Annotated in this window: 21 protein-coding genes and 1 pseudogene; 12 read left to right on the top strand and 10 right to left on the bottom strand. The window is 65.3% G+C overall.

The annotated features are described in order from the left end of the window. Positions 1-41 precede the first annotated feature (41 nt). Both ACFFJK_RS22270 and ACFFJK_RS22265 read left to right on the top strand, forming a co-directional pair. The gene (locus ACFFJK_RS22270) at positions 42-755 is read left to right on the top strand and encodes a class I SAM-dependent methyltransferase (RefSeq protein WP_379681851.1); all 714 of its coding nucleotides are present in this window, start codon (positions 42-44) and stop codon (positions 753-755) included. A 47-nt stretch (positions 756-802) separates the two neighbouring features. Continuing rightward, entirely contained in the window at positions 803-1,450 is a 648-nt protein-coding gene (locus tag ACFFJK_RS22265; protein ID WP_379681850.1) for a DUF4272 domain-containing protein, read from the top strand. A gap of 4 nt (positions 1,451-1,454) precedes the next feature. Here the strand turns inward: ACFFJK_RS22265 and gshA are convergent, their stop codons facing one another. The 5 genes from gshA to ACFFJK_RS22240 all read right to left on the bottom strand — a co-directional run bounded on the left by gshA (position 1,455) and on the right by ACFFJK_RS22240 (position 5,667). Beyond that, entirely contained in the window at positions 1,455-2,756 is a 1,302-nt protein-coding gene (gene gshA / locus ACFFJK_RS22260) for a glutamate--cysteine ligase (protein WP_379681849.1), read from the bottom strand. Positions 2,757-2,893: 137 nt separating this feature from the next. Continuing rightward, complete coding sequence (amt, locus tag ACFFJK_RS22255; protein ID WP_379681848.1) at positions 2,894-4,291, bottom strand: ammonium transporter; 1,398 nt, start codon at positions 4,289-4,291, stop codon at positions 2,894-2,896. Positions 4,292-4,303: 12 nt separating this feature from the next. Further along, positions 4,304-4,642 carry a P-II family nitrogen regulator gene (gene glnK / locus ACFFJK_RS22250; RefSeq protein WP_379681847.1) on the bottom strand — a complete coding sequence of 113 codons (339 nt, stop codon included), beginning with the start codon at positions 4,640-4,642 and terminating at the stop codon, positions 4,304-4,306. An 18-nt stretch (positions 4,643-4,660) separates the two neighbouring features. Then, positions 4,661-5,395: a TorF family putative porin gene (locus ACFFJK_RS22245; RefSeq protein ID WP_379681846.1), complete on the bottom strand. Its 735-nt coding sequence runs from the start codon at positions 5,393-5,395 to the stop codon at positions 4,661-4,663. Between the two features lie 149 nt (positions 5,396-5,544). Next, positions 5,545-5,667, bottom strand: coding sequence for a hypothetical protein (locus ACFFJK_RS22240; RefSeq protein WP_379681845.1), 123 nt, complete (start codon positions 5,665-5,667; stop codon positions 5,545-5,547). Here ACFFJK_RS22240 and ACFFJK_RS22235 point away from each other — a divergent pair. The 4 genes and pseudogenes from ACFFJK_RS22235 to ACFFJK_RS22220 form a co-directional block, all read left to right on the top strand. After that, positions 5,666-5,890 (top strand): annotated as a pseudogene (locus tag ACFFJK_RS22235) (accessory factor UbiK family protein); the annotation flags it as partial. The gene ACFFJK_RS22240 and the pseudogene ACFFJK_RS22235 overlap by 2 nt on opposite strands. Positions 5,891-6,059: 169 nt before the next feature. Continuing rightward, entirely contained in the window at positions 6,060-8,555 is a 2,496-nt protein-coding gene (locus tag ACFFJK_RS22230; RefSeq protein ID WP_379681844.1) for an adenosylcobalamin-dependent ribonucleoside-diphosphate reductase, read from the top strand. A 47-nt stretch (positions 8,556-8,602) separates the two neighbouring features. Next, positions 8,603-8,983 (top strand): SirB2 family protein, encoded by a 381-nt coding sequence (locus ACFFJK_RS22225; RefSeq protein WP_379681843.1) that lies wholly within the window; start codon positions 8,603-8,605, stop codon positions 8,981-8,983. A gap of 125 nt (positions 8,984-9,108) precedes the next feature. Continuing rightward, positions 9,109-9,621, top strand: coding sequence for a P-loop nucleotide/nucleoside kinase family protein (locus ACFFJK_RS22220; RefSeq protein ID WP_379681842.1), 513 nt, complete (start codon positions 9,109-9,111; stop codon positions 9,619-9,621). Positions 9,622-9,697: 76 nt separating this feature from the next. Here the strand turns inward: ACFFJK_RS22220 and ACFFJK_RS22215 are convergent, their stop codons facing one another. From ACFFJK_RS22215 to ACFFJK_RS22195, 5 genes are all read right to left on the bottom strand, one after another. Beyond that, positions 9,698-10,147 (bottom strand): GNAT family N-acetyltransferase, encoded by a 450-nt coding sequence (locus ACFFJK_RS22215; protein ID WP_379681841.1) that lies wholly within the window; start codon positions 10,145-10,147, stop codon positions 9,698-9,700. A gap of 59 nt (positions 10,148-10,206) precedes the next feature. Next, positions 10,207-10,899, bottom strand: a complete 693-nt coding sequence (locus ACFFJK_RS22210; RefSeq protein WP_379681840.1) for a DUF2306 domain-containing protein — start codon at positions 10,897-10,899, stop codon at positions 10,207-10,209. 106 nt (positions 10,900-11,005) lie between these two features. Beyond that, positions 11,006-14,587, bottom strand: a complete 3,582-nt coding sequence (locus tag ACFFJK_RS22205; RefSeq protein ID WP_379681839.1) for an ABC transporter permease/M1 family aminopeptidase — start codon at positions 14,585-14,587, stop codon at positions 11,006-11,008. Between the two features lie 9 nt (positions 14,588-14,596). Further along, on the bottom strand, positions 14,597-15,523 hold the full coding sequence (locus ACFFJK_RS22200) for an ABC transporter ATP-binding protein (RefSeq protein WP_379681838.1): 927 nt from the start codon (positions 15,521-15,523) through the stop codon (positions 14,597-14,599). 250 nt (positions 15,524-15,773) lie between these two features. Further along, positions 15,774-16,685: a YoaK family protein gene (locus ACFFJK_RS22195; protein WP_379681837.1), complete on the bottom strand. Its 912-nt coding sequence runs from the start codon at positions 16,683-16,685 to the stop codon at positions 15,774-15,776. A gap of 43 nt (positions 16,686-16,728) precedes the next feature. On the opposite strand from ACFFJK_RS22195, the gene ACFFJK_RS22190 reads away from it, so the two are divergent. The 6 genes from ACFFJK_RS22190 to ACFFJK_RS22165 all read left to right on the top strand — a co-directional run bounded on the left by ACFFJK_RS22190 (position 16,729) and on the right by ACFFJK_RS22165 (position 22,175). Continuing rightward, a complete protein-coding gene (locus tag ACFFJK_RS22190) occupies positions 16,729-17,241 on the top strand; it encodes an adenine phosphoribosyltransferase (RefSeq protein WP_379681836.1) in 513 nt (170 codons plus the stop codon). An 83-nt stretch (positions 17,242-17,324) separates the two neighbouring features. After that, entirely contained in the window at positions 17,325-18,857 is a 1,533-nt protein-coding gene (locus ACFFJK_RS22185) for a YifB family Mg chelatase-like AAA ATPase (protein ID WP_379681835.1), read from the top strand. A 66-nt stretch (positions 18,858-18,923) separates the two neighbouring features. Beyond that, positions 18,924-19,457, top strand: a complete 534-nt coding sequence (locus ACFFJK_RS22180) for a hypothetical protein (RefSeq protein WP_379681834.1) — start codon at positions 18,924-18,926, stop codon at positions 19,455-19,457. Continuing rightward, entirely contained in the window at positions 19,457-20,203 is a 747-nt protein-coding gene (locus tag ACFFJK_RS22175) for an ABC transporter ATP-binding protein (protein ID WP_379681833.1), read from the top strand. The genes ACFFJK_RS22180 and ACFFJK_RS22175 overlap by 1 nt, the downstream gene beginning before the upstream one ends. Further along, entirely contained in the window at positions 20,200-21,756 is a 1,557-nt protein-coding gene (locus ACFFJK_RS22170; RefSeq protein WP_379681832.1) for a hypothetical protein, read from the top strand. The genes ACFFJK_RS22175 and ACFFJK_RS22170 overlap by 4 nt, the downstream gene beginning before the upstream one ends. Positions 21,757-21,833: 77 nt before the next feature. After that, positions 21,834-22,175 (top strand): DUF1840 domain-containing protein, encoded by a 342-nt coding sequence (locus ACFFJK_RS22165; protein ID WP_379681831.1) that lies wholly within the window; start codon positions 21,834-21,836, stop codon positions 22,173-22,175. Positions 22,176-22,924 lie beyond the last annotated feature (749 nt).

The following is a 22,924-nucleotide window of genomic DNA, read 5'->3' as shown; positions in this document are numbered from 1 at the left end:
CGCAAACTGCCTCTTCTTCGGCTACGCGACCATTGAAAGCCATGAGCCCGCACATCGACAACCAGGCAGAACAGGAACGCATCCAGCATGTGTACCGGGAATGGCATGGCGGCGCGGCACTGGAGCGCTACGCCTGGTACCGGCCGGAGATCCAGCAGCAGGTGGCAGCCCGTTCGCGCGCCTTTGCCGCCTTGCTTTCCGACACGGTCGGCGGCGACCTGTCCGGCACGCGGGTGCTCGACGTCGGCTGCGGAACCGGCGGCTTCCTGCGCCAGCTGATCGACTGGGGCGCCAACCCGGGCAAGCTCACCGGCACCGAACTCCAGCAAGACCGGCTCGACTACGCACGCCACTTTACCGCTGGCGGCGTCACCTGGCACCTCGGCCCGCTCGACACCCTGGCCCCGCATGGTTACGACCTGGTCAGCGCCCAGACCGTCTTCTCCTCCATCCTCGACCCGAGCGTACGGCAGGAACTGGCGGCGCAGATGTGGCGTGCGCTGCGTCCCGGCGGCTGGTGCCTCGTCTTCGACTTTCGCTACGACAATCCGCGCAACCGCAACGTGCGCAAGGTCACGCGGGCCGAGCTCGACGCCTGGTGGCCCGGCGAACGCCGCCGTTACCGCAGCCTCATGCTGGCGCCGCCCATCCACCGGCTGCTGGCGCGCGTCCCTTACCTGGTTCCCGAGATCCTGACCGCCGTGGCCCCGGTGCTGCGTTCGCACTTCATGTACCTGGTGCAAAAGGGCGACTGAGGCGTCGCCATGGTGTTATCGTCCTGCAAACGAATCCGGGATGCGACATGACACCAGAAGCACGCAGGGCGGCAAACGAAGCATTACTGACACAGCTCGGGATTCCCACCAACCCCGACCTCCTCATCATCGAGGGTGCCGGCGACACGGCGCTGCGCTCCGAAGACGAATTGTGGCGCCGGCTGGTCGCGCTCTGGGGAGTGGTCGGCGCCGCCACTTTGCAACAGAACGCTTTTTTGAAGAATTATTTCTCGGCCGGCGAGCGCCGCGCCTGGCTGTCAAACGACGAAGCCGCCTTCCTCTTCAACGACACGCCCGACGAAGGCGATGCCATCCGCTTTTCCTGGCGGCTCGAAGCGCTGTATTTCCTGGGCTGGTGCGCCGGACTGGTGGAGGACCTCGGCCTGCCGGTGCGTGCGTCGAAGGTCGACGCGATCCTGCCGCTGTTCCCGCACGACGAAGGCGACGCCCTCATGCTGCGCGCGGCGATCCGCCTGCGCCCGAAAGAAGACATCCTGGACTGGGCCGACCGCCTGGTCCGCATGCACTGGGCGGTGCGCGACGCCCAGCAGCACGGGCGCGAGGCGCCGGCCGGCCTGAACCCGGGCGTGGTGCTGGAATGGCACCACGCCGTCAACTGGATGATCCGCTACAAGGGCGAAGACGACTGGGACAGCGTCGGCACCGCTACCTGATCGATTAATAAACCTCGGGATTCGGATCGGTGCGCTCGAGCTCGAGCGAAGCGGCCAGCAGGCCCAGGCGCGCCACCACGCCGTACACGTAGAAGCGGTTCGGCGCCGCCGTGCCCGGCTTGGCCTTCAGGTCCGGCACCGCATGCTGCTGGGCAAACGCCAGCGGCACGTACTGCGAACCCGGCGCATTCAGGTTCTGGTCGATGCCGCGCTCGGCGTGCACGCGGTAGAAGCCACCCACCACATAGCGGTCGATCATGTATACCACCGGCTCGGCCACCGCATCGTTGATGGATTCGAAAGTGGGCACGCCTTCCTGCACGATCATGTCGGTGACGGCGACGCCATCCTTGATGACGGTCATCTTGTTGCGCTGGGCGCGGCTCAGGTCGCGCACTTCGCTGGCGTCCTTCACCGTCATGACGCCCATGCCGTAGGTGCCGGCGTCCGGCTTCACGATCACGAAGGGCTTCTGCTCCTTCATGCCGTATTCCTTGTACTTCTTCTTGATCTTCGAGAGCAGCGCCGACACCGCATCGGCCAGTTGCTCGGTGCCGACGTCCTGCTGCAGGTCGACCTCGCCGACCTTGCTGTGCAGCGGGTTGACCAGCCAGGGATCGATCTCGATCAGCTTGCCGAACTTCTTGGCGACTTCGTCGAAGGCCTTGAAGTGGTTGCTCTTGCGGCGCAGCGCCCAGCCCGCGTGCAGCGGCGGCAGCAGCGACTGCTCGTGGATGTTTTCGAGGATTGCGGGGATGCCGCTCGACAGGTCGTTGTTCAGCAGGATGGTGCAAGGATCGAAATCGGCCAGGCCGACGCGGCGGCCATTCGGCGAGCGCACCAGCGGCTCGACGACCAGCATGTTTCCATCTGGCAGTGCCAGCGGGGTGGGCTGGGTGACGTCCGGCGACAGCGAACCGAGGCGCACGTGCAGGCCGGTCTGGCGGAAGATCTGCATCAGGCGCGCCACGTTCTGCAGGTACATCGGGTTGCGCGTGTGCGTTTCCGGGATCATCAAAAGGTTGCGCGCGTCCGGGCAGTACTTGTCGATCGCGGCCATGGCAGCCTGCACCGTCAGCGGCAGCATTTCGGTGGACAGGTTGTTGAAGCCGCCCGGGAACAAATTGGTGTCGACCGGCGCCAGCTTGTAGCCGGCGTTGCGCAAGTCGACCGAGCAATAGAACGGCGGCGTATGCTCCTGCCACTCGAGGCGGAACCAGCGTTCGATCGCGGGCGTGGCCTCGAGAATTTTCTTTTCCAGGTCGAGCAAGGGGCCCGTCAGGGCAGTGGCGAGGTGCGGAACCATGAGATGGACGTCCTAGTAGTGGCTTTTTCGAATTATATCGGTAGCCTCATATATGGACGAAGAAGCCACTTTAAAGGCGCACGATTGCCAGAATGAAAAAAGGCGCCCGCAGGCGCCTTTCCCGGACGAGAACCGGCTTACAAGTGGTAAGCCGACTCTCCATGGCTGGTAATGTCCAGCCCTTCACGCTCGGCATCGGCCGGCACGCGCAGGCCGACGACGACGTCCACCAGCTTGAAGGCAACGAAGGCCACGAACGCCGACCACACGATGGTGACGCCGACCGCCTCCGCCTGCACCAGCAGCTGGCCGGCGATCGAGTAGTCTGGCGAAGCCTTGTTGGCGACGTAGTCCCACACGCCCTGCCCGCCCAGCTGCGGCGCCGCGAACACGCCGGTGAGCAGCGCACCCAGGATGCCGCCCACGCCGTGCACGCCGAACACGTCGAGCGAATCGTCGGCGCCCAGCAGGCGCTTCAGGCCCGTCACGCCCCACAGGCAGACGACACCCGCCAGCAAACCCATGACCAGGGCGCCCATCGGGCCGACGAAGCCGGCGCCCGGGGTGATCGCCACCAGGCCGGAGACGGCGCCGGACACCGCGCCCAGCAGCGACGGCTTGCGCTTGAAGGCCCACTCGCCGAACATCCACGACACGGCAGCGGCGGCGGTGGCCAGCAGGGTGTTGATGAAGGCCAGCGCGGCGACGTCGCCCGCCTCCAGCGCCGAGCCGGCGTTGAAGCCGAACCAGCCCACCCACAGCAGCGAGCCGCCGATCATGGTCATGGTGAGCGAATGCGGGGCCATCGATTCACGGCCCAGGCCGATGCGCTTGCCGATCATGTAGGCGCCCACCAGGCCGGCCACCGCCGCGTTGATGTGCACCACGGTGCCGCCCGCGAAGTCGAGCGCGCCGTGCTGCCACAAGAAGCCGGCACTCTCGGTGACGGTGGCCAGCGAGGCCGCATCCGAAATCGCGTCAGGGCCTGCCCAGAACCAGACCATGTGGGCCACCGGCAGGTAGCCGAAGGTGAACCACAGCACGATGAACAGCAGCACTGCCGAGAAGCGCACGCGTTCGGCGAAGGCGCCGACGATCAGCGCGCAGGTGATGGCGGCGAAGGTGCCCTGGAAGGCGACGAAGATGAACTCGGGGATCATCGTCTCCTTGCTGAAGGTGGCGGCCTGGCTGAAGGTGCCGGCGGCCGCATCGTAGATGCCGTTCAGGAACACGCGGTCGAAACCGCCGATGAAGGCATTGCCCTGCGTGAAGGCCAGCGAGTAGCCGTACAGGCACCACAGCACGATGACCAGCGAAAAGACCATGAACACCTGCATCAGCACCGACAGCATGTTCTTGGCACGCACCAGGCCGCCGTAGAACAGCGCCAGGCCGGGGATCGACATCATGATCACCAGCAGCGTGGCGACGAACATCCACGCGGTGTCGCCCTTGTTGATGGTGGGCGCCGCAAGCGCCGGCAGCGCCAGGCCGGCGGCAACCAGGCCGGCCAGGATTCGTGTCGTGAGTTTCATCGAGGGTTCCCCTTACAGTGCTTCGTTGCCGGTCTCGCCGGTACGGATACGGATGACCTGGTTCAGGTCGGCCACGAAAATCTTGCCGTCACCGATCTTGCCCGTGCGGGCCGCGCCCTGGATGGCGTCGATGACCTGGTCGAGCACGGCATCGTCGACGGCCGCCTCGATCTTGATTTTTGGCAAGAAGTCGACCACGTACTCCGCGCCGCGGTACAGCTCGGTGTGGCCCTTCTGGCGGCCGAAGCCTTTCACTTCGGTCACCGTCATGCCCTGCACATTGATCTCCGACAGCGCTTCGCGCACCTCGTCGAGCTTGAAGGGTTTGATGATGGCGGTAATCATTTTCATGGTGATGCCTCTTTACGATCAGAAAGTTTTGGACACGGTCAGGATGGCGCCGGACTTGCCCAGGTTCTTGCCTTCCGGGTTCAGGTACAGGTCCGTGTTGGCCTTGATCCAGGCCAGCGACAGCGTCGCTGCACCCAGGTCCTTGGTGACGCCGACCTTGTAGTCGGTGTACGACAGCGGGCTGTTATTGCGCACCTTCTGGCGGCCAACGTGCAGGTTGAGCACGAAGCCGTTGCCGACATCGAGATCGGCGCCGACGTCGAGATAGCCGCTGCGCTTGCTGTTGGCGGTGCCGAACAGGTTGGTGGTCGATTGCGAATACTTGACGTAGGCCGGGCCGAAGCCGAGGCGGCCGTACAGTTCGAAGGTGTTCGCGTTCGGATTCAGGCCGTTCGTCGGATACCAGTAATACAGGCCGCCGACGTCGTAGGTGACGGATTCCGTCAGTTGGCCGCGCTTGCCGGCATACAGGTCCCATTCGATGTTGCCGTCGCCGCCGAGGTCCCTGGTCCACTTGATGGTGGACAGCCAGGTGCCCACGTACAGGCCGGTCGGGCCGTGTACGTAGTCGGCGCCGCCCTGCAGCGCCGGATCGAGACTGGTCTGCGACAGGCCGCGGTAACGGTAATCGCTGGTGATGGCGGCGTTGTAGCTGATTTGGTGCTCAGGAGCAGCGTCCTGCGCGAGCGCAGGAACACTGGAAAAGGCCAGGATGGCCCAGGTCGCTGCTGCTGCACTTGTGTTGCGCTTCATGACATTCCCCTTATTCTCAACGGTGCGGGCCGTTGCGGTTTACAATCCTGTTTGCTACACGCCTGACAACTGTTTAGCAGGATGCGTGCCAGCCAAAAAAGGGGCGTCGGTGCTTGTTTTCTCAGCCATCCGCCCCATTTGCGATTCGATCAACCCAGGAAAACCGCGCAACGGAAACGCTTTTCCACACCGCGCGCGGCGCCACGCACCAAGGCGGGCAGCGGGTGCACCGTGGTGGTGCAGCCGGCCCGCACGAATAGGAACTCGGACATGAACAACTTCTTCAACGACCTGCAAGGCAAGCTCAACCAGGCCCTCGAGAGCACGCCGGCCAAGGACATCGAGCGCAACGTCAAGGCGATGATGACCCAGGGCTTCTCGAAGCTCGACCTCGTCACCCGCGAAGAGTTCGACATCCAGGCCCAGGTGCTGGCCAAGACCCGCGCCAAGCTCGAAGCGCTCGAACTGCGCGTGGTGGAACTGGAAACGCGCCTGGCCGCCCAGGCCAGCCCGGCCGTCTCGCCTGTGCCGTCCGCCCCGGCGGGCTCGGCCACCTCGGCCACCGCCGGCAGCCCGATTGCCGGCGCCACCGACCCGGCCGCACCGCACATCATCCTCGACAAGCCCTGATGGGCGCGGCATTCATGCAGGAGCGAAGCGCACCATGAATGCAAGCGACCATCCGGCCACCTTGCTTGCGCCACAAGAGGTCTCGCTCGACGTCCTGCGCGAGAAATACGCCAAGGGCGAGGAAACCGGCATCGCCGACGTGCGCCGGCGCGTGGCGCGCGCCCTCGCGGCGCTCGAACCCGAACACCAGCGCGCCGAGCGTGAGGCGCAGTTCCTGTGGGCGCAGGAACAGGGCTTCGTGCCGGCCGGACGCATCAATTCCGCCGCCGGCCTCGGCCTGCAGGCCACCCTGATCAACTGCTTCGTCCAGCCGGTCGGCGATTCGATCTCCGGCATGGATGGCGACCTGCCCGGCATCTACACCGCCCTCGCCGAAGCGGCCGAGACCATGCGGCGCGGCGGCGGCGTGGGCTACGACTTCAGCGCCATCCGCCCGATGGGCAGCAAGGTACGCGGCACCCGCTCGCGTGCCTCGGGACCGGTGTCGTACATGGAAGTGTTCGACGCCTCTTGCCGCACGGTCGAATCGGCGGGCGCCCGGCGCGGCGCCCAGATGGGCGTGCTGCGCATCGACCATCCCGACATCGAACGCTTCATCGCGGCCAAGGACGAAGGCGGCCTCACCAACTTCAACATCTCGGTCGGCGTCACCGACGACTTCATGGAAGCGGTCGAGGCGGACGAGCTGTTCCACCTGGTGCACCAGGCCGAGCCGGGCGAAGAAGACATGGCCACCGCGTGCCGGCTGGACGACGGGCGCTGGTCCTACCGCCAGGTCCGCGCACGCGACCTGTGGGACAAGATCATCGCCTCAACCTACGACCACGCCGAGCCGGGCGTGCTGTTCGTCGACCGCATGAACCTGGAAAACAACCTCTGGTATGCGGAAGACCTGCACGCCACCAACCCCTGCGGCGAGCAACCCCTTCCCGCCTACGGCTGCTGCGACCTCGGTTCGGTGAACCTCACCGCCTTCGTGCTTGACCCTTTCGGCGCCAACCCGGGTTTCGATTTCGAGCGCATGTGCGAAGTCGCCGCGGTGGCCGTGCGCATGCTCGACCTGGTGCTCGACGCCACCGAATGGCCGCTGCCGCAACAGGCGGCCGAGTCGCAGGCCAAGCGCCGCGTGGGCCTCGGCTTCCTGGGCCTGGGCAGCGCCCTCGTCATGCTGGGCTTGCGCTACGATTCGGAGGAAGGCCGCGCCATGGCGGCGCGCATCGCCGAAACGCTGCGCGATGCCGCCTATGCCACCTCGGTCCAGCTGGCGCGCGAAAAAGGGCCGTTCCCGCTGTTCGATGCCGAGCAGTACCTGGACGGCGAGTTCACCGCCCGCCTGCCCGAATGGCTGCGCGAGGCGATCCGCCTGTACGGCATCCGCAACTCGCACCTGCTATCGATTGCGCCGACCGGCACCATCTCGCTGGCCTTTGCCGACAATGCCTCGAACGGCATCGAACCGCCCTATGCCTGGACCTACCAGCGCAAGAAGCGCATGGCCGACGGAACCATGCGCAGCTATGCCGTCGAGGACCATGCCTGGCGCCTGTACCGCCAGATGGGCCACGCCACGGACAGGCTGCCGCCGCAGTTCGTGACCGCGCTGGAGATGCGCGCGATCGACCACCTGCGCATGGTGCAAGCGGTCCAGCCCTTCATCGACACCGCGATCTCGAAGACCGTCAACGTCCCGGAAGATTATCCCTTCGAGGATTTCCGCGACCTGTACAGCCAGGCCTGGCACGCTGGGCTCAAGGGCCTGGCGACCTACCGGCCCAACACGGTGCTGGGCAGCGTGCTCTCCACCCAGGCAGCAGCATCACGCGACGAGCCGCCGGCCGCTTCGCCGCCGCTGCCGGACGACGACCCGCTGCGCAAGCGCTTCGAGCGCCGTCCGCTGGGCGAGCTGGAATCGGTCACGTCGAAAATCGAATACGCGACCCAGGAAGGCCGCAAGAGCGCCTACCTGACCGTCAGCTTCATCCGCACCGATGGCGTCCACGACGGCAAGCGGGTGGAGATCGAGCGTCCCTTCGAGTTCTTCATGCCTTCGAACCAGCGTACCGGCGGCCAGCAGTGGATCACGGCCTCGATGCGCCTGCTGTCGATGGTGGCGCGCGCCGGCGGCCCGATCGCGCGGGCGCTGGCCGACATGCGCGACGTGGTGTGGGAAAAGGGACCGGTGCGCTGCGGCCACCTCACGCGCGAGGACGGCACGCAGGTGCCGGTGTACCACGACTCGGAAGTGGCGGCCATCGCCTTCATGCTGCAGCGGATCCTGATCCGCCGCGGTTTCCTCGACACCTGGGGCAACCAGGTCCCGGTACCGGAACTGGCGCGCAGCCTGGAGACACGGATGTGCGCGCGCGGCGAGGGTCCGGTACCGGACGCCCAGCCGCTGCCGCCCACCAGTGCCGGCGCCCTGCCCAGCGTCGCCGGCGCCAAGTGCCCGGAATGCGGCGCGCGCGCGCTGCGCAAGGTCGATGGCTGCACCCGCTGCGACGAGTGCCACTACGTGGGCGAGTGCGGCTGAGGCATACTGCGCAGGTTGCCAACCAACCTGCCCCTCAGCCGCCACTCATGTCTTACATCGCACTCAAGCACCTGCACGTCAGCTTCGCGGCCCTGAGCGGCGTGCTGTTCCTGGTCCGCGGCATCTGGATGCTGTCCAGCTCCCCGCGCCTGCAGCAGCGCTGGGTGAAGATCGTGCCGCACGTGGTCGACACACTGCTCTTGGCCAGCGCCATCGGCCTGGCGACATGGAGCAGCCAGTATCCGGGCCAGGCGCCGTGGCTGACGGCGAAGGTGGCGGCGCTGGTGGCCTACATCGTGCTGGGCATGATGGCGCTCAAGCAGGGACGAACGCGGCAGGTGCGCACTGCGGCCTTCGCCGGCGCCCTTGTCTGCTTCGCCTACATCGTCTCGGTCGCAGTGACCAAGAACCCGCTGATGGTCTTTTAAGAAGGCTTGAGCGGGTCGCAATGCGTTTCATGCACATACTATTGACGCCAACTTCTGGCTAGCGCATTGTTCAGCCGCAGGTCAGCGAGGCTGGCCCAAACAGCCCATATCCAGGAGAGAGACCGATGAGCAGCACCGCAGCCCGCCCAACCCTGCACTTCTTGTGCGGCAAAATGGCGGCGGGCAAATCGACGCTGTCGAGGAAGCTGGCCACGGAGTTCGGCGCAGTCCTGATCTGCGAGGACCTGTGGCTGTCCCGCCTGTATCCGGACGAGATCCACACCTTCGACGACTACCTGAAGTACGCAGCCAGGCTCAAGGAAACCCTGGCGCCACATGTGGTGGACCTGCTTCGCCATGGTTATTCCGTCGTGCTCGACTTTCCGGGCAATGTGCCGCGCCAACGGCAATGGTTCCGCCAGCTGTTCGACGCTGCCGGGGCTGACCACCTGCTCCACTTCGTCGACATGCCTGACGCGCTTTGCAAGGCGCAGCTGCGGCAACGGAACGAGGAACGGCCTCCCGGCTCCAAACCCATGTCGGAAGCAGAGTTCGAGTACATCACCGGCTTTTTCGTCGCGCCGGCCGGGGCCGAGGGATTCAACATCCGACGGTACGAGGTACCGCACCTGGAGTAAAACCTTTGCCTACAGCGAACGGTCATGCAGCCCGCAGTGCGGGCGTCCCACCGTCACGTCGTCGCGGCGCGCGGCGTCAATGTTCGCTGCCGCCATAGATCCACATCGGCTCGGTCTTTCCGGCGCGCTCGAATCCTAATGCTTTGTAAAAATCGATCGCCCCGCCGTCGGCAGTCAGCATCATCTGGTGGAAGCCGGCATAGCGGCCGAGCATAGACTGCATCATCAGGCGGCCAACACCTTTCCCTTGATGGGCAGGATGCACCAGCATATGGGGAAAATACACGACGAGGTGTCCGTCCGAGATGGCGTTCCCGAGCCCGACCAGTTCACTCCCGATGCGCGCCGTTACCAGCGAATGCGAATTCCGGAGCGCCGCCATCAGCTGTTGCGGTTTTTCGGCCGAGGACCAGCCGTTGGCCTGGTACAGGCGGATGACCTCGGCCTCGTCGAGGCGGTCTGCGAGCGACACGGCGATCTTCATGGAATCCTTTACGCTGTTGAGGGAATCGGCAATGGTAATCATGTTTCGAAGTGAATGCAGACCGTCTTCAGCGACACGGTTGCCGGATGAGATACACCCCTCTAATCGACAGACGCGACCAGGTTCTTCTCGGCCCCCGGTGTCTGGAGATGGCCCCGGCGACGTGACCGGTACTCCCGCCAGCCGAAGACCACGATGACCATGATGCCCAGCACGGACGGCAGCAGCTGCGACCAGGGCTGCCCGAACCGGACCAGGTTGCCGACCGCTGCCGACAGCATTGCGAACAGCGATGCCACCAGCTTGTAGATGTGTTCGTAGCGCCAGAGCGATGCGTGCCAGTGCCGCGGGAAGCACCAGCGCGCCGCATCGTACGCGAGCAGGAAGACGAGCCCGCCCAGCGATGAATAGACGACGGTCGGCGCCGCACCGGCCCTGGCGCCAGCCGAGAACAGCACCGGCACCAGGCCGATCGCCCAGGCCGCGGCGCACACGGCCAGCAGCGTATCGATCCGATTCGGTCCGGCATCCTTGGTGTAGACGACGTGCCAGCCGCTCAGCAGCTGGTAGGCGACCAGCAAGGTCAATACGGCGAACACCGGCGTGAAGCGGAAAAACACGTTGCCGATGATGCCGGTGACGCACACGACCAGGGTCAGTGCGGCGAACAGCCGTCCGTGCCGGCGGTGGCCCGGCGTGCCCTTGGCGCCTGCCAGCAGCGCCAGGCCGAGGCAGATTGCAGCGCTACCCGTAGCGATGTGGGCGGCAAGGTTCAACAGGTGTTGCAGCGACATGTCTACCTCCTGGCATGGATCAGTAAATAGCGGGAAAACGGCCGAACCCCGGGCCGATGCGCCAGTACGATGGCAGCCCCGGGTGCGTGCACCTTGCCCGCCAGCGTCAGTCGATGCCGACCTCCTTGCGGTTATCGCGCGACACGCGGTCGATCATCTTGTTATACGGATCGACACCGACCTCGAACGGCTTTTCCTTGACCGTGACCGTCACGACAGGATTGGCGCCCTCGAGCACGCGCTTCTCCAGCAGCAGCACCCGTTCGTCCTTCTCCTTGGCCCCGGCGGCGCGTGCGAAGACGCCGATCTCCACCGCCTCGTCATAGGCGCGCGGCGTTTCCTTGCCGCGGCCATCGGCTTCCATCTTCGCCAGGTGCAGCTTCATCGTCACGTCCCACTGCCCATCGGCGCGCTTGACCGCCTTGGCATCGAGCACGCGGTTATCGTAGAACACGATTTTCTCGAACAGGTCGGCGATCAGGGCGTGCTTGTCTTTTGGTGCCTCGGCGCGGATGTAGTCGAGCAGTTCGCTTGACGTCGTGAACGGCGACTCCTGGTAGCCCTTGTCCTGCAAGAAGCGCTTCAGGGCGCGGTTGACCGCTTCTTCGCCGATCTCGTCGCGCAGGCGATAAAAGACCAGGCTGCCCTTGCGGTAGTGGATGTAATCCTGGTTCTCCACCCGGTACAGGGGCAGTTCCTCGATCTTCTCGCTGCCGCGCGATCGCAGGTAGCGGTCCAGTTCGTAGCGCAGGAAGCGGCGCATCTGGTGGCGTCCGTATTCCTTTTCCATCACCATCAGCGCCGAGTACTGCGACAGCGATTCGATCAGCATGCTCGCGCCCTGCACGTTCGCGGCCGTCACCTGGTGGCCCCACCATTGGTGTGCCATCTCGTGCGCCGTCACGTAGAACACATAGTCGATGGCTTCCTTGTCGCGCAGGTCGGCAATGAAGCCGATCGACTCCGAGAACGGAATGGTGTTGGCGAAGGACTGCGCAAAGGTCTGGTAGTTGGGGAACTCCAGGATGCGTACCTGCTTGTGCTGGTAAGGCGTGAACTGGGTCGTGAAATAGTCCAGCGATTTCTGCGTGGCCGCGATCATCCGGTCCACGTTATAGGCGTGCTTGCGGTCGTGGTAGACCTCGATCGGGATGCCCTTCCAGTCGCCCTTTTTCACCTGCCAGTCGGCCGAGAGGTAGGCGAAGAACGGCATCATCTTCTGGTCCATCTTGTACTGGAAGTAGTTGCGGCCGTTTTCCTTCCACGACTTCTGCAGGTAGCCAGGCGCCAGCGCCACCTGGTCGCCGCTGGTCGAGACCGTGGTCTCGAAACTGATCCAGTCCGCTTCCGGGCCGAACATCGAATGCCGGCGGGCCGCCTGGTCCTCGAGCTTGGGCATGCGTTCCGGCTCGCCCAGGCCGCGCTTGCGGCGTTCGTTGCGGTCGTCCAGTTCCGCAGCCGGCTGGTAGCCGAGCTGTGGGAAGAACGCGCGGTTGTTGAAGAAGGTGCCGTTCAGGTTGATGACGTCGGCATCGCCGGCGTTCGAAAAGCCCGGACGGCGCACGTCGACGGTGAACTCCACCGGCAGGCGTTCGCCCGGCTGCATCGGCTGCGCGAGTTTCAGGATACTGAAACCGTGCTCTTTGTCGTTCAGGACTACCTGGTGGGCCGGCAGCTTGGTCCAGGTCGTCACGACATCGGCATTGACCTGCAGCGGCAGGCTGTCGACTGGCTTGCCGGTCTTGTTCTCCAATACGTAGCTGCCCCGGATCGTGACACGGCGTTCAGCTGGATAGATATCGACCGCGGCGCGTACGTCGGTCACCTTGGCGTGCGGCATGTCCTTGTACTTGCGGTAGGTCTTCTCGTAATGCGCCTGCTTGTCCATCCGGACGTCGCCCGCTTCGTACCTGGCCAGGGTGTTGGTGTTGTGGAAGATCCATCCTCCGACCGCGGCAAACGCGACGCCGCACACGGCCAGCGCCACGCCGGACGGTCCTTTCAGGCGGCGCCCCGCTTCGCGCACGCGCTCGCGCCAGGTGAACGACAGGCCACGCACCCAGAAGGCCTGGGCGACGTTCAGCGTCGCAAGGATGAACAGGCTCCAGTACATGGCAAACCAGCCCCAGCCTTCGATGAAGTGGCCGAAGCCGTTCATGTCCGAGTACGGGGTGCGCGGCAGGCCGCCGATGTTGTACAGGTTATGGTCGAAATGCAGGACCGCCGCGACGATCTGCGACAGCATCAGGACCACCATCAGCAGGTAGCCGATGAACTTGTTGTTCGTCACGACCTGCAGGACCAGCGCGAACAGGCCCATCAGGATGTAGGGAACGGCGACGACCAGCATGCTCTTCAGGTACAGCGCAGCCTCGATCGGGGCGCCGCCCTTGACCAGCTGGATGACGATCGCCGCCAGCACGCCGGTGGCCAGGAAGGCCAGCACCACGCCGACCACGGCCAGGCTCTTGGCAACCAGCGGCGCCCAGTTCGGCATCGGCATGGCGTCGTTGACGTCGGCGATCCTGGCCTGGCGCTCCTTGAAGATCAGCTCACCCGCATAGAAGGTGACGATGATGACCAGCAGGAAGTTGAAGCTGCCGTTCAACAGCTCGACCATCAGGTGGGTGCGCGGATAGACAGTGGTGCCGAAGATCTCGCCCATCTGGAACGAAGCGCCGACCATGTTGAGCACGCCGAAAAGCAGCATGACGAGGAAAGGCACGCTCCTGAACACGGCGGCGGCATCGAACGCGAAGATATGCCAGCACTGGATCCAGGGCGTCGTCGCCTTGATGCGCGGCTCGATGCGCGGCAGCCGCAGCGGCGCCGGTGCAGCGGCCGCCGGGGGCAATGTCTTCGCCTTGCCGAACAGGCGCTTGCCGGTGCCGGCGCGCTGCGGCTTGAACATGGCAATGGTCAGGCCGAACAGCGCCATCCCGATTGCGGCCCACAACAGGCGGTTGGCCAGCATGTAGCCCGCGATGTCCGGCAGGCCGGCATTGGTTTCGGCGGCAGAGAAGTAACGTGTGGCACGCCCAAGCGCACGCACGCCGAAGGGATCGGCCAGCACCGCGATCCATTCGTTGTCGATGTCCGAGGTAAAGGCACCGGCAACGATCCACAGGACGAGAAAGCCCAGCACGCCGACATACACCAGCATGATCGAGCGCGTGGTCGCGGCCAGCAGCATCAGCAGTGCGCCGATGAAGAACAGGTTCGGCACGACGATCACGGCCAGCGCCCATGCGAACGCCGCCCCCGGGAAAGGCCCGACCCGCTGGGCATCGACCCAGGGCATCAGGGGCCCGAGCATCATCCCGACGACGATGCCCGCAAAGATGACCAGGCAGGCCAGCAGGCCGGCTGCGAAGCGGCCTATCAGGTAGTCGTGCTTGCGCATCGGCGTTGCGAACAGCATGTCGGAAATGCCCACTTCGCTGTCGCGCAGCACGCTGCCGGCAATGAAAATGGTGACGACGAACATCGACATCAGGCTGAAGACGCCGAGCATCTGGGCGACGACGACCGGCGCATTGCGGTTGACGTTGCCGATGGCGCCGCCCACCTGCACCGCATCGCTGGTGGATGCGCCGAACGCCAGCGCGCCGAAGATCAGGGCGCACACCCACAGGAGCGGCTGGCGCAGCTGGGTGGCCAGCTCGAACTTGAAGAATTCCCTCAACATGGTCGCTCCTTACGCCACGACCGTCGGTTCGGCTGCAACGCCGGCCGATCCTTCGGCCACCGCCGTGCGGCCGGCATTGCGCACCTGCAGGAAGTATACGTCCTCAAGGTCCGGTTCCACGCTGACGAAGCCATCGTCGGGCTGGGACTCGGCGAACACGTTGATCTGGGGACGGCCGGCCACCAGGCGGGTGGACAGCACATGGAAGCGCTCCTGGTATTGCGCCAGTGCTTCCTGGCTGACCGTGCGGCGCCAGACGCGGTTCTTGAGCGTGTCGATCGCTGCCTGCGGTTCGCCCTGCAGCAGCACCGTTCCTTTCGCGATCATGGCCATGCGCGGGCACAGGTCGGTCACGTCCTCGACGATGTGGGTGGACAGGATGACCACCACCTGCTCGCCGATCTTGGCCAGCAGGTTCAGGAAGCGGTTGCGCTCGTCCGGATCGAGGCCGGCGGTGGGCTCGTCGACGATCACCAAGCGTGGCGCGCCGAGCAGCGCCTGGGCGATGCCGAAACGCTGGCGCATGCCGCCCGAGTAGGTGCCGAGGGCGCGCTTGCGCGCCTCCCACAGGTTGGTCTGCTGCAGCAGGGCTTCGACAGCCTCCTTGCGCTCGCCCTTGCCGGTCAGTCCCTTGAGCACGGCAAAATGGTTCAGCAGCCGTTCCGCGCTGACTTTCTGGTAAACGCCGAAGTCCTGGGGCAGGTAGCCCAGCTGGCAGCGCAGCCCTTCCTTGTCCTTCAGGACGTCCAGTCCGTGGAAATGGATGCTGCCGCTATCGGGATCCTGCAAGGTCGCGATGGTGCGCATCAGCGAAGACTTGCCGGCGCCATTCGGCCCGAGCAGGCCGAACATGCCATTCGGAATGTCGAGGCTGACATTGTTGATGGCTTTCACGCCATTCGCGTACGTCTTGTTGAGCTGCTTGATCGATAGCATCTGCTGTTTCTCCAGGTTCCATTAATTATTGTGTTCCTAGCCGCTCCCCAAGGCGGACTGTCGGCATTTATTGCCAATAGATAATGTACAGACAACGAAAAGTTATGGCAGGTTTTTTGTGACCAACTGCAGGAATACGGGAACAGATGACGTTATTTCGCCATACGAAGATGAGCCAGGACGTGCTTCCATGCGTGCCGCATGGCGATGAGGACGGGCATGGGTGGCCGGCGACGAGCCCGCGCCGGAATCATTTCGACCGGACGGAGCCGACTGCCGGTGCGACTGCGATCACCGCCAGCGCCAGGGCCAGCGGAACCGTGAAGATGAAACCTGCGTAGTGAAAGCCAAGTGCCCCCGCGCTGCCGCCGACAAGGAAGGAGGCGATCAGCATCGCGTGGACGCGCAACTTGTTCCGGTTGGCCAGTACCGGGACGCGCTTGTCATCCGGCCGCTTGCCGTTCCAGTACAGGAGTTTTCCGATCTCGATGCCCAGGTCCGTCGTCAGGCCGGTCACGTGGGTCGTGCGGATTTCGGCCTGCGAAATCTTGGTGATCAGGGCATTTTGCAGCCCCATGGTGAAACACAGTGTGGTGACGGCCAGTGAAACATCGAGCGCTTCGTGTTTCTCGAGCGTGGCGCCGAACGCGCCGAACAACAAGATCAAGCTGACTTCGAGCAGGAGCGGCACGGCATAGGGATGGCGGACGTCGGCGCGACGCAGGTAGTTGACGATCAAGGCGGTAAATGCTGCGCCTGCCAGGAAAGCGATCCAGGCGATGGCGGCGATGCCTGCCAGCGCGAAGTTGCGAAGGACGATGTGGTCCGCAACCGCCGAGACCATCCCGGTCATGTGCGACGTGTATTGGCCGATTGCGAGGAAGCCCCCAGCGTTGAGCGCGCCAGCCACCAGTGCCAGGATGACGCCGATGTGCAAATCCGCCTGCCCGGTGCGGACTTGTGCGGTTAAGCCTGACAGATACTGGATGGGCATGCGCTTGGCTCGGCAAAACGACACATCGTGCATGATTACGGTTCGATAAGCATGATACTCCGCGCCAGGCGCGCGGCAGCCGGAATGTTGCTGGACCGCAGCGGTGATCCTTGAATCTTCGCAACGAACGAAGACCGCGCCGCCTTCACCCAGACCGGTGATAATCACGGTACACACACCATCCGCTTCACCTACAACTGTACAAACTGATATGAGCGACTTCGACAGCGTTCCATTGGAATTCTTCCAGGACTACCCGGAGCCGGGCGTCAATTTCATCGACGTCGGCTGCATTTTCGATACCCCTGAGTATTGGCGCCTTGCCATCGATACCTTGCATGCAAGGACCGAGGAAATGCACTTCGACTTCATCCTTTCCATGGACGCACGCGGATTCATGATCGCCGGCGCCCTCGCCTATGAGCACAAAGTCGGCTTCGCCATGGCGCGCAAGGCGGGCAAATTGCCCGGCAAGGCGATCAGCATCGATTACCAGCGCGAATACGGCAAGGCGACCATCGAGATCCAGCCCGAACGCATCAAGGGCCAGCGCGTGCTGATCGTCGATGACGTACTGGCTACCGGCGGCACCATCGAGGCGGCAGCGTCCCTGCTGCGCCAACTGGGCAAGGAGGTGGTCGGTGCGGCGGCGCTGTTCGATATCGCTTTCTTCAGGGACAAGCGCGTGCTGACGATGCCGGTCGTGACCTTGCGCGACGTTTGACAAAAGCCGGGCTTGGGTGTGCTCAACAAGCGCTCGCCGAAGCGGTGCCACCATCCTGCGAGTCCCTACTTGCCAGGAAGCCCATGAGCCTCGCCGTGTTACGAAGCCGCGCACTCGCCGGCATGGACGCTCCCGCCGTCAATGTCGAAATCCACCTCGCGAATGGCTTGCCCGCCTTTACGATCGTCGGGCTGCCGGATGCCGAGGTGCGCGAAGCAAAAGACCGCGTGCGCGCGGCCCTGCAGAATTCGGGGTTCACGATCCCGCCGCGCCGCATCACCGTCAACCTGGCGCCGGCCGACCTGCCCAAGGAGTCGGGGCGCTTCGACCTGCCGATCGCGCTCGGCATCCTGGCGGCCTCGCAGCAGGTTCCGGGCGAGCAGATGACGCGTTACGAATTCGCCGGCGAGCTGTCGCTGTCGGGCGAGCTGCGTCCCGTGCGCGGCGCACTGGCGATGAGCTTCGCGATGCACCGGCAGCGGGACGCGAGCCAGGACGGCAGCGCCGCGCGCGCCTTCATCCTGCCGCAGGCGAATGCCGACGAAGCCGCCCTCGTCACGGATGCGGCCATCTACCCTGCCCGCACCCTGCTCGAGGTCTGCGCCCACTTCGCACAAGGAAGCGGCAATGCACGGCTGGCGCGCCACCAGGGCCAGCCGCTTGCAACGGCGCCGAACTACCCGGATTTCGCCGAAGTGAAGGGACAGCAAGGCGCCAAGCGCGCCCTGGAAGTGGCGGCTGCCGGCACGCATTCGGTGCTGCTGGTCGGCCCGCCCGGCGCGGGCAAGAGCATGCTGGCCTCGCGCTTTCCCGGGCTGCTGCCGCCCATGCGTGATGACGAGGCCCTGGAATCGGCAGCCGTGCAATCCATTGCCGGCAGTTTCTCGCCGCAGCGCTGGCGCCGCCGCCCGTTCCGGAGTCCGCACCATACGAGCTCGGGTGTAGCGCTGGTCGGCGGCGGCAATGTACCGCGCCCTGGCGAAGTCTCGCTGGCCCACCATGGCGTCCTGTTCCTCGACGAGCTGCCCGAGTTCGACCGCCGCGTACTGGAAGTGCTGCGCGAGCCGCTCGAGTCGGGCCAGATCACGATCTCGCGCGCGGCGCACCAGGCGGATTTCCCGGCGCGTTTCCAGCTGATCGCGGCAATGAATCCCTGCCCATGCGGCTGGCTGGGACACCCGTCCGCCAAGTGCCGCTGCACACCGGAGCAGGTCGCGCGCTACCAGGGCCGTGTCTCCGGGCCGCTGCTCGACCGCATCGACATCCAGCTCGCGGTGAGCGCCATGCCGGCCGACAGCATCGCCGGGCGCGCCGACGGCGAGGCCAGCGCGGACATCGCCCGGCGCGTGGAGCGCGCGCATGCGCTGCAGGTCGAGCGCCAGGGCAAGCCGAACCAGCACCTGGCGCCGGCTGAGATCGACCGCCTCTGCCGGCCCGATGCGGCCGGCGAGCGGCTGCTGCAGGCGGCCATGCGGCAGCTGCACTGGTCGGCCCGCGCCTACCACCGCGTGCTCAAGGTAGCGCGCACCGTGGCCGACCTGGCCGGCGCGGCCCGGGTCGCGGGCGAGCATATCGCGGAAGCCATCCAGTACCGCCGCGCGCTACGCGAACAGTGAGGCATGGGCCAGGCGCTGCGTGCGGCGGATGTACGCACGAAGCGCGGCTCCTGCTACCATCTGGACATGCACATCAAACCCCTCCTGCCCGCATTCGCCTCGGCTGTCCTCGTGTCCACGCTCCTGTCCGGCTGTTCGCCCACCTACAACTGGCGCGACTACACCAGCAGCGAAGGCGCCTACCGCATCATGTTCCCGTCCAAGCCGTCGACGCACACGCGCAGCGTCGATCTCGGCGGCATCCGTGTCGACATGACGATGACGGCCGCCGAGGTCGAAGGCACGACCTTCGCCGTCGGCACGGCGCTGGCGCCGGATCCGGCGCTGGCACAGGCCACCCTGCCGGCCATGCGCCAGGCACTGCTGCGTAATATCGGCGTCACCGGTGCAGCAGCGGAGGCAGCAAGCGAAGCCGCGGCGCCGGATGCCGCGAAACTGGACGTCGACGCGACCGGCAAGGGCAACGGTGGCCCAGTGCGCCTGGTGGGCCGCTTCGCGGCAAAGGGCGCACGCGTATACCAGGTGATCGTGGTCGGCAAGCCAGGTGCGATGCCGCCCGAGCACACCGAGCAGTTCCTGACCTCGTTCGCGCCGCAATGATGACGGACGAATCCGGCCCGGCGCTGCGGATCGCGGGCCTGCACAAGGCCTTTGGGCGTCCGGCCGTCGATGGCCTCGACCTGCTGGTGCGGCGCGGCGAACTGTATGCCCTGCTCGGCCCCAACGGCGCCGGCAAGACCACCACCCTGCGCATGGTCACCGGGCTGCTCGCCCCCGACGCTGGCCGCATCGAGGTGCTCGGCATCGACCTGACGCAGGCGCCGCGCGAGGCCAAGAGCAGGATGGCCTACCTGCCCGACGATCCCATGTTGTACGGAAAGCTCAAGCCGTTCGAATACCTCGAATTCGTCGCCGGCCTATGGGGTGTGACGGCGCATGAGGCCGAGCCCCGTGCGCGCGAACTGCTGGACTGGCTCGACCTGTCGCAGCATGCGCATGAACTGACCGAGGGTTTCTCGCGCGGGATGAAACAGAAGCTGGCGCTGGCCGGTGCGCTGATCCATGCGCCGGAACTGCTGATCCTCGACGAGCCCCTGACCGGGCTGGACGCCGCGGCGGCGCGGCAGGTCAAGGACCTGCTGCTGTCGCATGTCGCCAAGGGTGGCACCGTCATCCTGACCACCCACATCCTCGAGGTGGCGGAGCGCCTGGCGCAGCGCATCGGCATCATCCGGCAGGGCCGCCTGATCGCGGAAGGCACCCTGGCCGAACTGCGCGAGCGCACCAGCGGCGCCAGGGGCGCGAGCCTCGAGGATGTGTTCCTGCAGCTGACCGCACAACCATGACGCTCGCACCAGGCAGCGTCGGCTGGCTGCTCCGGCACGAGCTCAGGCTGATGTGGTTCAGCGCGGCATCCGGCAAGCCGGGAAAGGCGGTGCGCCGTCCGGGGCTGCCGGGCCTGGTGACGGCCGCGCTGGCATGGCTTGCGCTGCACGCACTGGCCTTGGGGCTGCTCTCGCGCATGCCCGGCGCCGGCGCCGACGACCCGCGCATCCTGGTCGGCGTGACCGCCTTGCTGGCCGGCTGCATGACCTTCATGCTGTCCAGCGCGCTCAAATCCAGCGTACGTGTGCTGTTCGAGCGGGGCGACCTCGACCTGTTGCTATCGTCGCCCCTGCCCTCCCGCAGCATTTTCGCCGTCCGCCTGGGCAGCGTGGCTGCCGGCACCGCGGCCCTGTACCTGTTCTTCCTGACGCCCTTCGCCCACGCGGGGGCGCTGCTCGGCCACGTCCGCTGGCTGGCGGTGTATCCCGTCATCCTGGGCACGGCGACACTCGTCGCCTGCGTGGCGATGCTGATGACACTCGGCCTGGTCCGGGTGCTCGGCGCCCGCCGCACCCGTGTCCTTGCGCAGGTCATCGCCGCACTGGCCGGCGCGCTGCTGTTCATCCTGTCGCAGCTGTTCTCGTTCTATTCGAAGTCGGTGGAAAGCGAGGCTGCTGCCGCCTTCGCACGCGCCTTCGCCTCGAGCGGCGTGCTCGGTGCATCCAGCCCGGTGTGGCTGCCGGGGCGCGCGCTGCTGGGCGATCCGTGGCCCGTGCTTGGCGTGGTGATCGCTGCGGCGGCAGGTTTCACCTTCACGGTGGGGCGCACGCATCGGTTTTTCGTTCATGGCCTGCAGCAGGCGGCCTCGATCGGCGGGGCTGCTGCAAGGCCGGCAGGAAGCGTGCTCCAGCGCCGTGTGAATTTCGGGCGCAGCCTGTTCGACACAGTCGTCGTCAAGGAATGGCGCCTCATCGTCCGTGATCCTCACCTGATCTCGCACGTGGCGCTGCAACTGATCTACCTGCTGCCGCTGTGCTTTGTCGTGTTCCGGCGCAGCGAGGTGCAACTGCCGGCGGTGGCGTCGGGCCTGACCCTGCTGTGCAGCTCGCTGACCGCATCGCTTGCATGGATCGTCGTGTCGGCGGAAGATGCCCCCGACCTGTTGCGGCTGGCGCCGGCGCAGCCGCGGCTGGTCCGGCTCGCCAAGCTGGCTGCGGCGGTCATGCCGTCGCTGCTGATCGTCGCCCTGCCGCTCCTCTGGCTCCTCGTGCGCGCCCCCTTGGCCGGGCTGGTGGCATGCTTTACCGTCAGTGGCGCGGTGTGCGCGGCAGCCCTCATTGTCCACTGGTGCGGGCGGCCGGGTTCGCGTAGCGATTACATGGCGCGCGGTAGAACCGACCTGTTGACGTCGATGCTCCAGATGATCAACAGCCTGGGCTGGGCCGGCCTGGGCTGGGCCCTGGTCTCTTCAGCGGCCTCGGGGCCTTCGGATGCGCAGCTTGCCGGGGCCGTGATTGCCGGCGTGTCGATTGCAGGCACGGTGCTCGCTGCATGGCTCCTGCGGCGGCCATAGTCATAAGAGCGTGCACGGGATGACCGCCTTGCCAAGACGTGTTATCGTTTAATCACTACCAGATCAATGGAACAGCCATGTTGATTACATTTAAATGCAAGTCCTATCCTGAGGTCTTGATGTACCAGGAGCATGCCAAGCGCATTCTCGACCTGCTGCATAAGGATGTGGAGCGCGGCGTCATCACCGCCGAGGAAGCACCGCGTGCGGTGGCGCTGCTCGAAGGCGAAATCGAGGAAAGCCGCAAACACCAGGCATCGGACCAGGTGCAGCGCGACGTGACGGCACACGCCGGGGACGACGAGGACAAGGAGCACGAGCCGATCGAGGTCGTCAGTTTCCCGACCCGCGCTTTCCCCCTGCTCGAAATGCTGCGCTCGGCGCGCGACCAGCATACCGATGTGCTGTGGGGTGTCTGAGCACCCTGGTGAGCAGTGAGCCGGCCACGGCAGGCTATCGCATCCGGTGCGATGGCGCTGCCGGAGTGCAAACGCAAGAACGGGGCTTCGGCCCCGTTCTTGCATGCTGTAACAAGCAGGAAGACGTGCCGGTCTCCCGACTGCGCGATCAGTGCCGACCTCTTCCGTGCCGCCATCCGCCGCCATGATGGTGATGATGCGACCTGCCGCCGTGCGATCGCCAGCCGTGATGCGATCGCCACCCGTGTTTGTGATAGCCGCCATGGTGATGGCGGGAGTGGGCGTGGCCACCCCGGTAATAGCCGAATCCGAGATCCAGTGAAACGGGCGGGCCGACATAGGTCGGATAAGCGTAGCCTTGGTAATAAGGGTCATAGGCTGCGTACGAAGGCGGCCCATAGACCGCGCACCCTCCGAGTCCGCTGGCCAGCAGCAGTACGGCGACGAGACGCTTGGCCGCCTGTGCGCTTCGAGTGATCATCTCTGCCTCCAGATCCGTCCAACTGGATTCAGTCTAGTACGGGGTGCCGGGGTTTCAACGGGAGTTACAGATCCGATACAAAATCACCGGTTCATTCGCTGGGCCCGGTTGTCACCGGCCGAAGCACAGGAATCCGGCTGTACAAAGCAAAAAACCCCGCAGAGATCACTCTGCGGGGTTTTTCATATAACTAGCCTGACGATAACCTACTTTCACACTGGTTGCAGCACTATCATCGGCGCAAAGTCGTTTCACGGTCCTGTTCGGG

It is taken from the genome of Massilia consociata, from assembly GCF_042432755.1.
Lineage (GTDB): Bacteria > Pseudomonadota > Gammaproteobacteria > Burkholderiales > Burkholderiaceae_D > Telluria > Telluria consociata.
The sequence above is the reverse complement of the archived record's forward strand: the minus strand, read 5'-3'. Positions and strand labels throughout refer to the sequence as shown.